The 13,966-nt window shown below is 71.1% G+C and carries 6 protein-coding genes and 1 pseudogene; 5 read left to right on the top strand and 2 right to left on the bottom strand.

Translation table 11 applies throughout. From position 1 onward, the window contains the following. Window positions 1-115: 115 nt before the first annotated feature. Both ABZU52_RS15755 and ABZU52_RS15750 read right to left on the bottom strand, forming a co-directional pair. Window positions 116-5,731, bottom strand: coding sequence for a GH92 family glycosyl hydrolase (locus ABZU52_RS15755; protein WP_354971754.1), 5,616 nt, complete (start codon window positions 5,729-5,731; stop codon window positions 116-118). A 266-nt stretch (window positions 5,732-5,997) separates the two neighbouring features. Further along, on the bottom strand, window positions 5,998-7,077 hold the full coding sequence (locus ABZU52_RS15750; protein ID WP_354971753.1) for a glycoside hydrolase family 19 protein: 1,080 nt from the start codon (window positions 7,075-7,077) through the stop codon (window positions 5,998-6,000). Window positions 7,078-7,500: 423 nt separating this feature from the next. Here ABZU52_RS15750 and ABZU52_RS15745 point away from each other — a divergent pair, with 423 nt between their 5' ends. The 5 genes and pseudogenes from ABZU52_RS15745 to ABZU52_RS15725 all read left to right on the top strand — a co-directional run. Beyond that, window positions 7,501-8,523 (top strand): polysaccharide deacetylase family protein, encoded by a 1,023-nt coding sequence (locus ABZU52_RS15745; RefSeq protein ID WP_354971752.1) that lies wholly within the window; start codon window positions 7,501-7,503, stop codon window positions 8,521-8,523. Between the two features lie 197 nt (window positions 8,524-8,720). Then, complete coding sequence (locus ABZU52_RS15740; protein ID WP_354971751.1) at window positions 8,721-10,139, top strand: PQQ-binding-like beta-propeller repeat protein; 1,419 nt, start codon at window positions 8,721-8,723, stop codon at window positions 10,137-10,139. Between the two features lie 66 nt (window positions 10,140-10,205). Continuing rightward, entirely contained in the window at window positions 10,206-11,309 is a 1,104-nt protein-coding gene (locus ABZU52_RS15735) for a DUF559 domain-containing protein (protein ID WP_354971750.1), read from the top strand. After that, complete coding sequence (locus tag ABZU52_RS15730) at window positions 11,306-12,043, top strand: hypothetical protein (protein ID WP_354971749.1); 738 nt, start codon at window positions 11,306-11,308, stop codon at window positions 12,041-12,043. The genes ABZU52_RS15735 and ABZU52_RS15730 overlap by 4 nt, the downstream gene beginning before the upstream one ends. Then, window positions 12,040-13,966: pseudogene (locus tag ABZU52_RS15725) on the top strand (AAA family ATPase); the annotation flags it as partial. The gene ABZU52_RS15730 and the pseudogene ABZU52_RS15725, both read left to right, overlap by 4 nt.

The following is a 13,966-nucleotide window of genomic DNA, read 5'->3' as shown; positions in this document are numbered from 1 at the left end:
TCGCGTCGACGGTAGGCCATGGCGGACGACGCGAACGGTGGTTCGCGCGACAAGCGCGTGGGGCGGGTCGTGATCACGACCCGCCCCACCCGGCAGCGCTGTTCCCGGCTCGGTGCTAGCCGGTGACGGTGAACGGTCGGGACACCGTCGTCGCCGACGTGGCGCCGTTCAGCGTGACGCTGGTCGCGCCCGCCTTCGCGGCACCCGGGACGCTGACCGTCGCGCCGGAGATGACGCCGTCACCGTTCGCGCGCACGGTGCTGACCGCGAAACCGGTCCCGAAGGCGATGGTGACCGCCTCGTTCGGTGCGAACCCGGAACCGTCGATCATGATCGACGTACCGCGCGGCCCCGCTGTGGTCAGCAGCGCCACCCGTGGCTGGTAGGTCCGCGCCTGCGGTTCCCCGGTCACCTCGACGGTGGCCGTGGCCGGCGTACGCGAGGACGCGCCCGTCGCGGTGACGGCGTACCGGCCGGGTTGCGCGTCGCCGGAGGTCGGCACCGAGGCGCGAACCGTTCCCGTCGCGGAGGCCGCGACCTTCATGGTCCGGCCCGGGTCGGTGCCGACGCTGACGGTCACCTGCTCGCCGGCGGCGAAGCCGCTGCCGTCGACGGTGATCGCGCCACCGGAGCTGACGGTGCCGGACGCGGACAGCGCGATCGCCGGCTGCGATCCGCCCCGGGCCACGGTCACCGTGAAGGACTCCGTGCTGCTCGACAGGGTGTCCCACGCGGTGACGCGCACCGTGTAGGTGCCCTCCCGCGGGTAGGTGTGCTGGCCGCTCATCGCGCCGGACGCGCCGATCGTCACGTCGTCCGGCACCGTGCCGTCACCCCACTGGACCCGGGCCCGGTAGCCCGTCGTACCGGGAACGCCGCCGGTCACGGTGCCGAGGTTCGCCGCGAGGGCCTGCCCGGCGGTGGCCGTCTGATCCTTCGGGGCGACGGTCGCCAGCGCCGGGGCGGGCGTGCCGTCGTTGGCCACGGCGAACACGTGGATCCGGCCCGCCGAGCGGGGGTCGCCGGTCTGCGTGGGCAGGGTCACCGACACCAGCGTCTTACCCGCCGGGATCTGGTACGGGGCGGTGGCGAACAGGAACGGCTGGGCGCCGTCCCGGCTGGTGCCCTGCAACCGGTACGCCGTCCTGGCGACGATGACGTTGCCGTAGGACGGGGTGCCGTTGGCGTTGCCGCCCAGCGTCCAGTCGCTGAACTGGATCGGGATGCTGGCCGTGCTGCCGTCACTGAACGTCGCCGTGCCGGTGGTGCTCTGGTTGCCCTGCGTTCCGGCGCCGATGAACGAGATGCTCTTCGCGTCCTCCGGGAGGTCGAGAACGACAGTCGCCCCGTTGCCGGTGGCGTTGTCCGGCTGCCCGGCCGGGATCACCGGCAGGGTGAACCGCAGCCCGGTCCCGGGAACCTGCTGCGACTGGCCCTGGGTGACACCGCCCGCCGCCAGGGCGGCCCGCGAGTACGCCCACGACTTGGCGTCACAGTCTGCCGCGAGGGCCCCTTCGTCACCGACGCAGACGCTGTCGAACGCGGCGGTGAGACCGGAGGTCGGGGCGTACGCCACATCGACGCCGACCGTCGCGGAGCTCTGGCTTTCGCCGTCGGTCACCGTGACGTTCGCCTGGTGGTAGCCCGGTGTGGCGTAGGTGTGCGACCCATCGATGCGGTAGACGGCCCGCGAGCTCACCGTCACGGTGCCCGCGGTGACCGGCGTGCCGTCACCCCAGTCGATCGTGGCCTGGTAGCCGCCGGCGTCGCCGCCGGTGACGGTGGCCAGCGGCACCGAGACGGGGACGCCGGACGTCGCGTGCACGCCGTCGGCGGCGGTGACAGTGATGTCGCCGCCACCGAGGTCGAGGTCACCCCCGGCGAGCAGCTCGACCTCGGCGAGGTTGGTCTGCGCGGCGCCGACGGTCTTCGTCACGGCGAGGCGGAACTGCGCGAACCGCCCCGGCTTGTCGATCGAGTACGGGCGGGTCTGGTTGCGCCACGGGAAGACCTGGCCGGTGCGGGAGTCCACTGTGGTCCAGGTGAGGCCGTCGTTGGAGCCCTGGAGGCGCCAGTCCGCCGGATCGCCCGCGCCGGCGCCGGACGTCACCGTGTAGTAGGTCGGCTTCTGCTTGCCACCACGGAAGGCCCAGGTGATCTGCGGGGTCGCCGAGGCGAAGGTCAGCTGCGTGGTCGACGAGTCGTCGAACAGCTTCGCCGCGTCCTGACCACCGGTCGCTGTCGCGCTGCCCAGACCGGGGCCGGTGACGTCCTGCAACGGCTTCGGCGCCTGGTCACCCTTGGTCAGCGACGGCGGCGCGTCGTTCTTGCCGCTGCCCCACGACGACGGCTTGGCGCCCATCTGGAAGTCGATGGTGCCGCCCTTGGCCAGCGCCGCCACGTCCAACGACAGACTCCGCTGCTTCTTGCCGTTGACCGTCACGTCCTGCACGTAGACGTTCTCGTTGCTGTTGTTCGGCGCGTTGACGACGATGTCGCCGCTGCTGCGCCGCACGGTCATCCTGGTGAACTGCGGCGAGCCGATCGCCCACTCGGACGACCCGGCCTGCAACGGGTAGATGCCCAGCGAGCTGAGGATGTACCAGGACGACATCTCGCCGTTGTCCTCGTCGCCCAGGTAGCCCTGGCCGATCTCACTGCCGACGTAGAGGCGTCGCAGGATCTCCCGTACCGTCTCCTGGGTCTTGGCGGGTGCGCCGGCGACGTTGTACATGTACGGGATGTGGTGCGACGGCTGGTTGCTCATGCCGAGCTGACCCATCCGGACCGCGCGCGCTTCGAGCATCTCGTGGATGACACCGCCGTATCCACCGGGGCGGTCGGCGTTCTCCGGGGTGCTGAAGAAGGCGTCGAGCTTGTCCCGCAGCGCCTTCTGCCCGCCGTACAGGTTGGCCAGGCCCTGGCCGTCCTGCTGGGCGGTGAAGGCGAAGTTCCACCCGTTGGTCTCGGTGTAGACGCCACCCCAGTCCAGCGGGTCACCGGCGAGGAAGGTGCCGGCGGCGTCGCGGCCCTGGAAGAGCTTCGTCTTCGGGTCGAAGAGGTGGACGTAGTTGCGGGCCCGCTCCAGGAAGTACCGCGACTCTTCCTTGAGCCGGGCGCGCTCCGACTTCGGCGTGGCCGGGTCCTTGGCGAGCGCCGCGCCCATGTTGCCGATGCCGTAGTCGTTGATGTAGCCCTCCAGCGCCCAGGACACCGACTCCCCCGTGGACGTCGGCGTGTAGCCGAGGAACAGGGAGCTTTCGATGCCCTTGCGCCCGACCGCGCTGCGCCCGGACGCGACGGTCGCGTCCTTGACGGCCGCGTCGTACGCCGCGAGCGGGTCGGGCAGCTCGACCCCGGTGAGGTACGCCTGGGCCAGCGCCACGTTCGCGCTGGTGCCGGTCATCAGGTCGGCGTAGCCGGGGGACGACCAGCGGGCGATCCAGCCGCCGTCGCGGTAGTGCTGGACGAACCCGTCGGAGATCTTGGCGGCGACGTCCGGGTAGAGCAGCGCGTAGGCGGGCCAGACGGTGCGGTAGGTGTCCCAGAAGCCGTTGTTGACGTAGATCTGCCCGTCGACGATCTTCGCGCCGGTCTGGGTGGCTGTCGACGCGCCGGCCGGCGCCGAGACCGGGCTGGCGTACTGCCAGCGCGGCGCGGCGGCGGTGCCGGTGTTCTCCGACTGCGAGTTCGGGTAGAGGTTCAGCCGGTACAGGTTGGAGTACATGGTGACCAGCTGCGCCTCGGTGGCGCCGCGCACCTCGACCCGGCCGAGCCGGTCCTTCCACGCGGCCGTCGCGGCGGCGTGGATCTGGTCGAAGCTCTTACCGGTGACCTCCAGATCGAGGTTGCGGCGCGCCTGGTCGACGGAGAGGAACGACGTCGCGAGACGCATCGTCACCTCCCGCGACGCGGAGATGTCGAAGGTGGCCGAGGTCGCGGCGGACGCCGTCGGCGCCCGGTCGAACGCGCCGGCGACGAACATCCGGCTCCGACCGGCGGACAGCCCGCTTCCGTTGTCGACCCACCCGGTGAACGTGCCGTCCGTACCGATGGTGAACGTGCCGTTGTGGAAGACGAGGCTTCCGGTCGGCTGCCCGGTGGGGAAGGTGAACCGCATGATCCCGGCGTGGTCGGTGGGCGACACCTCCGCGACCAGGCCGTTCTGGAGCGTGACCCGGTAGCGGTCCGGCTGTGCCGTCTCGTCGTCGTGGCTGAAGGCGACCGCGCGGCTGGCGGGCTGGCCGGTGAGCGGCCCGCCACCGACGACCGGCATCACCGACATCTGGTTGCGGTCACCCATCCAGGGGCTCGGCTCATGGGAGATCGCGAGGCCCTGCAGCATCGGCAGGTTGGCAGCGTTGTTGACCCGGTGGTACTCGTACTCCCACGAGTTGGAGGTCGCGTCGGTCACCGGGGTGAAGAAGTTGAACCCGTTCGGCACGGCGGTGATCGGCAGGTTGTTGCCGCGCGAGAAGCCGCCCGTCGAGTTGGTGCCCCGTCGGGTGTCGACGTAGTTGGTCAGCTTCGAGCCGTCGATCGTCGCCGGCGTGGCCGTCAGCTCGATGTCGTCGAGCCAACCCTGGAACCGGGTCTCTCCGGTGGCCTGCGGATTGTCGTACGCGAGCAGGATGCGGTCGATCGTCTTGCCGCGCGCGACGGTGCCGAGGTCGGCCTGCACCAGGTTCCACTGGTCGGCGAAGAGCACCTTCGAGGCGCCCTGACCGGCGCCGGTGAGCGGGTAGCCGTGCTGGTCGGTGGGCGAGCGACCACTCAGGTAGCTGCCGTCGGTGAAGTGCAGGTCGACGGCGGCGTAGGTGGACGGGTACCGGCCGTCACCGTTGGTGAACTCGGGAAAGATCTTGTACGACAGTCGGGTCTTCGGCCCGACCGGGATGGTGACGTCGAACAGCTTGTTGGTCGCGTACGACCGGCCGTTGCCCTCGGCGCCGCCGGAGTAGCGCAGCGCGGCAAGTCCGGTGAACCCGACGTCCGGCTTCGTGGTGTAGCCGCCGTTCGGACCGGCGGTCGCCTCGCTGACCATCGGGGTGGCCGGTGGTCGGACGTTTGAGCCGTCGCTGATGTTCCAGTCGGCCAGCTGTACGAGCGAGTCACCGGAGTTCGCTGTGACGTTGAGCCGGTAGAAGCCGTAGGCGGTCGTGTTGGCGAAGTTGTAGATCTTGGTGGCGAAGCGCCCGCTGAACTTCTCGTCGGCGCGCTTGTCCAGGTCGGTCCAGGTGCTGCCGTCGTTCGATCCCTGCACGACGAAGTCCCGGGGGTCGCGGGTCGGTGCGTCGTTGGCAGCGGTCAGCGAGTAGCGCACCACGGTCGCCGGCTTGGCGAGCTGGTAGGTCACCCAGCCGGTGGACGCGAACACCAGCCACTTGGTCGACGGATCGTCGTCAGTGAGGTTCGCGGCGATCTCTCGCGGTGTGTTCTCGCCGCTCGCGGTCACGGCGTCGACCTGCCCGAGCAGGCTACCGGGCAGGGTGGCGACAGTGCCGCTCAGATTGGCCTGGACCGGCTTGCCGTTCGGGCCGACCTCCACCGTGCTGGTGGCCGGTTGCGGGTCGGCGGGCTCGAACGAGGAGGTGAAGTTGCCGGGCGTTGCCGGGGTGGGGGCGGCGCTCGCCACTGGCGCGGCGACGAGCAGGCCCAGCGGTAGCAGGGCGGCTGTCGTCGCCGCGATCAGGCGGGGAGTGAGGGGACGCGCGAGGGGGGTATGCGACATGGGGGACGGAGCCTTTCGCCTCGAACCGGTCGAGTACGTCGAACGTCTGGGCAGAGTGGAGCTGGGCCGGGCCCTGACATCGTTGTCATTGGAGTTCGTGAACAACGAGGATCGGGGCGGTGGACTGTCGCTGATAGTTCCGGGCGCGACACGGCCGTGTCAACGGGTTGATCGCGCGGAAACGGCCGCCGCCCCCTCCGGGAGCGGCGGCCGATGTGCCGGGCCTCGACTCCGTCCGGCGACGAACGCCGAGGCCCGGCCACGGATCAGCAGTACAGGTTGGCTCCGGCGGACACGCCGAGGATGCCGACGAACTGCTGGTACCTGGTGACCCGACTCTGCACCTGGGCGGGGTTTCCGCCGTTGCACTCGATCGAGCCGTTGATGCTGCGGATCGTCTGACCGAACCCGGCGCCGTTGACCATGGCATTGTGGGCGGTCATGGTGCCCGGCCCGTTCTGGGTCATCCAGTACCAGATACCGGTCTTCCAGGCCACCGCGGCGTCGGTCTGCACCAGCCACGGGTTGGTCAGCAGCGGCAGATTGAGGGCGTTACCAGCGGCGTTGTAGTTGAAGTTCCAACTGAGCTGGATCGGCCCCCGCCCGTAGTAGGCGGCCTGCCCGGCGGGGCAGCCGTACGGCTGACCGCTGTCGCAGTAGTGCGGGTAGTTGGCGGTGTTCTGCTCGACGATGTACACCAGCCCGCCGGTCTCGTGGTACACGTTCGCCAGGAAGGCGGCGGCCTCCTGGCGCTGGACCGTGTCGCTGCCGCTGCGCGCGAACGCCGGGTAGGCGCTGAGCGCGGCGACGAGTCCGGAGTACGTGTAGAACGAGTTGCGACCCGGGAACATCTGGTTGAACTGGGCTTCGGTGACCACGAAGCCGCCCGGGTTGGTGGGCGGCGGGGTGGTGGGTGGCTGGCCGCCGCAGGTGTAGGGCTCCCAGTACCAGGTGCTGACGATGGGGTCGTACCCGGGATTGTCGTGCTCGGCGATGTAGTAGAGACCGTTGGTGTACCGCACGATCGCCCCGGCGGCGTACCAGGTGCCGGCGGTCCAGTTCGGGTAGGAGCAGGTCCCGCCGGTGGGCGGCGTGGTGGCCCCTCCGCATGCGCCGAGGTCCTCCCAGACGCCGGTCGTGCCCGGTGGCGCCTCGTTCTGGGTCCACCACTTCGCCCGGTAGTTGCGGCCGTTGTGGGAGACCTGGGCGTCTCCCCAGTAGACGGCCGATGCCTGCCACGATGCTGAACAGGCCGCCGCCGACGCGGCGGTGGCCGGGATGACCGCTACCAGTCCACCGGCGACGATCAGTGCCGCCAGCGCGACCAGCGCGCGCAGTCTCGTCATGTGATCACTCCTTCCTGGAACCTCACTGGCCGAAACCCGAGCCGGAGATCGACCGGAGTGACTGTAACATCTTCTGTTCACAACCTTTACTAATCCGTCGACCTCGGCCGCCGGTGACCCGGTGACCGCCCGCGATACTTCCGATGAATTTCCGGATCATGTTGAACACCGAGGCCGCGAACGGCAGGGACAGATCCCGCCGCAGATCAACTCCGGCGAAGACCCGACTGGCCAGGACAGGTTTCCGCCCCGGACGCCACCCTGCGCTGTTCCGGAGCGGTTCCGGAACTTGTTGACGTGTTCGAATTCTCGCTGTAATACTCCGATCCACTGAGGTCTATGCGACGGCATGCCGCGACCTACCCACCACCACCTGTCCGGACTGCGCCGTCCGCCGTCCGGGTCTGCGAGAAGGGGCACCAGATGAGCAGACTCTTCCCCCGCACGGGCCTGTGGTCGAGGCGGCTGCGCGCGGCGCTCGCCGTCCTCGCCACCGCCGTCGCCATGTGCGGCGTCGTCCTCACGGCCACCTCGACCCCGTCGAGCGCCGCCACCTGCAACGGCTACGTCGGCCTCACCTTCGACGACGGCCCGACCGGCAGCACCAGTGCGCTGCTGAACGTGCTGCGCGCCAACGGCGTCCGGGCCACCATGTTCAACGTCGGGCAGAACGTCCAGAACAACAGGTCGGCCGCGCAGGCCCAGGTGGCTGCCGGCATGTGGGTCGGCAACCACAGTTGGAACCACGCCCACATGACCTCGATGTCCCAGGCCCAGATGCAGTCGGACCTCTCCCAGACCAGCTCGGCGATCCAGTCGGCGACCGGCAGCCGACCGACGCTGTTCCGGCCGCCCTACGGCGAGACCAACTCCACCCTCCAGTCCGTCGCGTCGTCACTCGGCATGCGCCAGATCATCTGGGACGTGGACTCCCAGGACTGGAACGGCGCCAGCGTCAGCCAGATCGTGGCCAACGCGAGCCGGCTCCAGGCCGGTCAGGTCATCCTGATGCACGACGGGATCCAGAACACCCGCGACGCCATCCCCCAGATCATGGCCAACCTGACCAGCCGCAACCTGTGTCCCGGCATGATCTCGTCGTCCACCGGCCGCGCGGTCGCGCCGGACGGCACGACCCCGCCGCCCACCACCACCCCGCCGCCCGCCGGGGGCACCTGCACCGCGACCGCCTCCACCACAAACGTCTGGGGCGACAGGTACAACACGTCGGTGACGGTCAGCGGCGCCAGCACGTGGACGGTGGTCGTGGCCATCACCTCGCCGCAGCGGGTCTCCACCATCTGGAACGGCACCGCCACCTGGGACAGCAGCGGCACCGTCATGACCGTGCGGTCCAACGGCAGCGGCAACACCTTCGGCTTCACCACGATGACCAACGGCAACAGCAGCGCACGCCCACAGATCCGCTCCTGCACCTCGGGCTGACATCGCCCAGGTTGAGACGTGCGCGGTGGGTGCGCCCGGCACCCACCGCGCACCTGCCTGCCCGCCGCACGCGGCCACCAGCCTGCACACGCGCTGGGTTGGCCGGACGCCGGTTCTGTCGGAGGTCGCCGTTAACGTGTGGTCACTGTCGCCGCGCCGGCCGGATCGCGCCGCTCGCTGACCCTCGGAGGCCCCCCATGTCCCAGGAGACGACCTACCTCGAACTGTCCGAAGTGGACGGTGCGCACAAGTTCTACGAGGTCATCGTCGACAACGCCACGCTGACGGTGCGCTACGGCCGGATCGGCGACCAGGGGCAGGTCAAGGCAAGCGCCTACCCGGACAACACCCGGGCCCGGGCCGCCGCGGCGAAGAAGATCGGGGAGAAGATCCGCAAGGGGTACGCGCCGGCGGTCCCCGGCGTCCGTCAGAAGCGCACCGTGTCACGGCGGCAGATCGTGAGCACCCGCTCCACCGCCCACACCGCCCCGGTGCTCTGGCGCTACGACTCCGGCGCCCCCGCCTTCGGCATCTTCGTCGACGGGCAGCACTGCATGGTCGGCAACGAGCACGGTGTCATCACCACCCTCGACCACGACGCCCAGGTGCGCAGCCAGGTCCGCCTCCCCGACGGGGTGAAGTGCATCGTCGCCGACGACGCCTGGATCTACGCAGGCTGCGACGACGGCAACGTCTACGACCTGTCCGGCAAGGTGCCCCGGGTGGCGTACGCGATCGCCCCGGAGATCGACATCTACTGGTTGGACATCCACGACGGCGTCCTCGGCGTCTCCGACGCCGACGGCGGGATCACCGCCGTCGACCACGAGGACGAGTTCCTGTGGCGTCGCCCCGGGCGAGGGCGTTCGGCCTGGATGGTGCGGTGCGACGACGACGCCATCTACCACGGCCACTCGCAGGGCGTGACCGGCTACGAGTGGCGTACCGGCGGCGAACTGTGGCACACCCGGACCGGTTCGGTGCTCTTCGGTTGGCAGGAGCACGGCAGCGTGTTCGCCGGAACGGGCAGCCGCGAGGTGGTGCAGCTGTCCAAGTCGGGTCGACACGAACGCACCTACCACTGCGACGCCCCGGTCTTCTCCTGCGCCACCGCCGAAGGCGGCCGGTACGTCTTCGCCGGCGACAGCCAGTCCTCGATCTACTGCTTCGACGCGGAGGGCACCCGACTGTGGAAGCTCGGCACCGGCTGCGGCTCGGCGTACTCCATGCAGTACCACGACGACCGGCTCTACGTCGTCACCACCGGCGGCCACCTGGCCTGCATCGACGCCAGCGAGCCGGCGATCCGCGCGGCGCAGGCCGGTGACGTGCCGCAGGTCCGTGACATCAAGGCCCCACGGCAGGCGCCCCAGCCGGTGCAACCGACGATCGTCGAGGTGACCAGCGACGCGGGCGCGGGCGTCGTCGTGCAGTGCCTGGACGATCGCGGGCGGTTGCGGGTTCAGGTGCTCTCCGACGGCTACCGGCGCGACTGGTCGGTGCAGTTCCCCAAGGGGATTCGCGAGCCGGGCGCCCGCTATCTGGTGACCGAGGTGCGGGAGTCCAGCCGCGGTGGTTACTACCGCGCGTACGGCGACATTCGCCGTCTGCGCTGACGGCGAGCACACCGCCTCGCCACCGACGGGGCCCGATCGTGTCCGCCGGTGTCGTAGGGTGCCGCCATGGCGCACCCCGTCCGGGCCAACGGCGACGCCAGCAGGGCCTGGTGGGCCACTCCGCCAACCCGGCGGGTGAGCCACCTGCCGGGCGTCGACCCGGAGCTGCTGCGGGTGGCGCTCGACCCGTTACCACCGGCCGCGCCCGCGATCGTGCACTACCGGCCCACGCTGGTGGGTCCGCTCGGTGACCTCGTGGACACCCTGCTCGACCAACTGGACACCGCCGCCCTCGCGATGTTCCCCCGCTGGCTGGCCGGGGCCGACCAGGTCGACAGCGAAGGCGCGCTCGGCGTGGCGGCGGTGCGCGCCCTCGCGGCCCGTGCCGCCGCCCGCTCCCGACACTTCGGCCCGTTCCTGGCCGACCTCGCCGAGCGCGGGCTGCGCGGTCCACGCCGCCTTGCCGGCCGGTCCCGCTTCGCCCCCGGGGTACGCGCCGCCGGGCTCGCCCGGGTGATCGCCGAGGCGTACGACCGGGACAGCTGCGTACTCGTCGTGGCCCTGCCCGACCTGGAGGCGGACGCCGAGCGGACGCTGGTCGCCGCCGCCGAGTGGCTGGTGCGGCACGGCGGCTTCACTGTGTGGTTGGCCGGCAGGCCGCTGCGCCACGCCGACCGGGTGCGGTCGGTGCCGATCGAGGTGCCGGCCCGATTCGCCGGGCTGGTCAGCACTGTCGAACGGGCTCCGGCCGGCGCCGCCGAACCCGGGTCGACGGTGCTGGCCTGGCCGCCGATCGCGGGCGTGCCACGCGGTGACAGCGCCGCCGAGCAGGCGTTGGAGCGCGCGCTCGCGCCGCACGACTGGGCGCGGGGCCGGCGGTGGAACCAGACCTACGAGTGGCACGTCCTGGGCGTGGCGTACCGACTGGATCTGTTTTGGCCCGCAGAGGGTCTTGCGGTCGAGGTGGACGGCCCGGAGCATCGTGGGCGAATCGCTTTCGCCAACGATCGGCGGAGAGACGTGCAGCTGCAACTCCTCGGGCTGGACGTGCTCCGCTTCACCAACGAGCAGGTGCTCACCGACGCGCCGGCGGTGGTCGACGGGATCCGTCGACTGCTGGCCCGGCGGCGCGCGGGTGGCACGTACCCCCACGGAGATGAGACACCATGACGAGCCCGGCGGACGTCCCCCACCTGACGCCGAACCAGATCAACGCCCTCGTGGTGCTGATGGTCGAGGCGCGCCGACTCACCAACGTCGAGCTGCGTGAGCTGGCCGGCTTCACGCTGACCGGCAAGGACAATCGCAAGCTCGTCGACCTCGGTCTGGTCGACACCGACAAGTCCCGCCGGACGTTCGCCCACGAGCTGACCGACGAGGGCTGGCAGGTGGCCCGTCAGCTGCACACCTCCGAGCCGCCCAAGCAGGGTGGCTCGACCACGCGGTCGCTCTTCGTCGTGCTGTCCAACCTGCACCGTTCGCTGGACCGGCTCCGGGTCAGCCACGGCGACTTCTTCAAGCAGACCGAGGAGACCGCCCCGGCGGTCAGCGAGCCATCGCATCAAGCGCCGGCACCGACTGCGGCGACCCCGGCGACGGCAGCCCCGACGGCGACCCCGGCGACGGCACCCGCATCGGCGGCAGCGGTGGAGGCGCTGGTGCGGTCGGCGTACCGCGATCTGGCCACCGCGCCGGGCGCCTGGGTCGGCCTCGCCGACGTCCGGGACCGGCTCGCCGACACCGACCGGGCTTCCCTGGACGCGGCGTTGCGGGCGATGGTCGGCCGGGAGGACGTCCGCATCATCCCGGTGGCGAACACCAAGTCCCTGACCGCACGGGACCGGGCCGCGGCCGTCCGCATCGGGAACGAGGACAACCACGCCCTGGCGATCGGCCCGGCATGATCTCGGACGACCAGCGGGCCGCCCTGGAAGCGGTGAGCCTCAACCCGGCGGTCACCCCGGACGATGTCTGGCGACCCAGCCCGCACAATGTGCCGGAGCTGCACGAGAAGGTGGCCGCGGAGATCCTGCGCGGGGTGGCGCGGGCCCGCACCGACGACACCAGCATGCCGCTCGGGGTGGCCATGCAGGGCCGCGCGGGGGCCGGCAAGACGCACCTGCTCGGGGCGGTCCGCGAACGGATCCAGCGCGACGGCGGCTACTTCTTCCTGGTCGACATGGTCAGCGGCAAGACGTTCTGGGAGAGCGTGGCGCTGGCCCTGGTGGAGGGGATGGGCCGCCCCCACGTCGGCTGGGGCACCCAGTTGAAGACCTTCCTGCGTCGACTCACCCCGCAGTTGGGCCTGCCGACGGAGGTCCGCGACGCGGTCGCCGGAGCCCGGCCGGTGACCCGCGCGCAGCTCGACACCTTCATCTGGGCGCTGCGCGAGCGCGACCGGGAGGTCGGGCGGGACGCCCAGGACACCGCCCGGGCGCTCGTCCTGCACGGCGCGATCGACTTTGAGGCACAGGACGTCGGTTACGCCCACCTGATCTCCGAACCGGGTGACCCGGCGGCGCGGGCGGCGTGGGGGTTGAGCGCCGCGATTCGCACCCCGCAGCAGGTCGTGCAGGACATCTCCCGGCTGATGGCCCTGACCCTGGACCCGACGGTCATCGCCGTGGACCAGCTCGACACGCTGTTCGCCCAGACCAGCACCTCGCTGCTCAACCATCATCAGGGGCTGGAGGACGCCCAGGCCAAGGTGCTCGGCCCGATCGCCGACGGCCTGCTCAAGCTCCGCGACATCACCCGCCGCACCCTGGTCGTCGTCTCGTGCCTGCCGGACACCTGGGTGCTGATGACCCGCACCGCGCCCACCCCGGTCGGCGACCGGTTCCGTACGGCGACCCTGCCGGACCGGATCCCCACCCCGGAGATCGGGCGGGCGATCGTGGCGAAGCGCCTCGCCGCCGCGTACGCGGGTATGTACTTCGGGCCACCGCACCCCACCTGGCCGATCGCCCCCGCCGCCTTCGCTGACGCCCCCACCCTGACGCCCCGCGCCCTGCTCCGCCGGGTGGACCGCCACATCGCCTGGTGCCGGGACCGCGACGAGGTGGTCGAGCTGGACCGGCTCATCGACGGCACCGAATCGACGTCGACGGTGAGCACCGTCCGTGCCGCTTCCGGCGACCCGACGACGGACGAGCGCCGCCTGCACGAGTTGGACGCACGGTTCGCCGAGCTGGTCGAGGCAGCGGACGTGTCGGCCGCCGTCGACCCGGCGGGCGAGGACGAGCACATGCCGCAACTGCTCGCCGCCGGCCTGGCCGCCTGGATCGCCGAACAGGCGCCGACCGGCGCCACCTACAAGTACGATCCGCCGCCCGGGCGCAAACCGGCGCTGCACGGGCGGCTGATCGAGGTGCTCGACGAGGCCACCGAGAACGAGGCGCACTGGTGCTTCCGAGCCATCGCGCACCCCAACGCCATCGCCGTCACCGCCCGGGTCAAGGCCGCGTGCACCCTCGCCGGGCTGGATCGGGACCTGCCCCAACGGCGGCTGATACTGCTGCGCAACGGTCCGTGGCCGACCGGGAAGCGTACGACCGAGGTGTTGACCGGCTTCGACGCGGCCGGCGGCCTGCGGTGCGCCGTGTCGGAGGCGGACCTGCGGGTCTTCGCGGCGCTGCGGGCGATGGCGACCGAGCCGTCGACGGCCCTGCAGGAGTGGCTGGTGGCCCGTCGACCGGCCAGCGGCACCGAGCTGTTCCGCGCGGTCCTGCCCGGGCCCGACGGGACGCGCGGCGGCACCCCGCCGACGACCCCCGACGGCGGCGACGCACCGACAGCGCCCGACGGCGGCGTCCCACCGGCAGCGC

Source organism: Micromonospora sp. NPDC005220 (assembly GCF_040607895.1).
Classification (GTDB): Bacteria; Actinomycetota; Actinomycetes; order Mycobacteriales; family Micromonosporaceae; genus Micromonospora.
Note: the sequence above shows the minus strand (reverse complement) of the source record. Positions and strands in the feature narration are given on the sequence as shown.

Bases quoted from the DNA above. Each gene is read 5' to 3' on its own strand.
- ABZU52_RS15755 (WP_354971754.1), bottom strand. From the start codon at position 5,731: ATGTCGCATACCCCCCTCGCGCGTCCCCTCACTCCCCGCCTGATCGCG.
- ABZU52_RS15750 (WP_354971753.1), bottom strand. From the start codon at position 7,077: ATGACGAGACTGCGCGCGCTGGTCGCGCTGGCGGCACTGATCGTCGCC.
- ABZU52_RS15745 (WP_354971752.1), top strand. From the start codon at position 7,501: ATGAGCAGACTCTTCCCCCGCACGGGCCTGTGGTCGAGGCGGCTGCGC.
- ABZU52_RS15740 (WP_354971751.1), top strand. From the start codon at position 8,721: ATGTCCCAGGAGACGACCTACCTCGAACTGTCCGAAGTGGACGGTGCG.
- ABZU52_RS15735 (WP_354971750.1), top strand. From the start codon at position 10,206: ATGGCGCACCCCGTCCGGGCCAACGGCGACGCCAGCAGGGCCTGGTGG.
- ABZU52_RS15730 (WP_354971749.1), top strand. From the start codon at position 11,306: ATGACGAGCCCGGCGGACGTCCCCCACCTGACGCCGAACCAGATCAAC.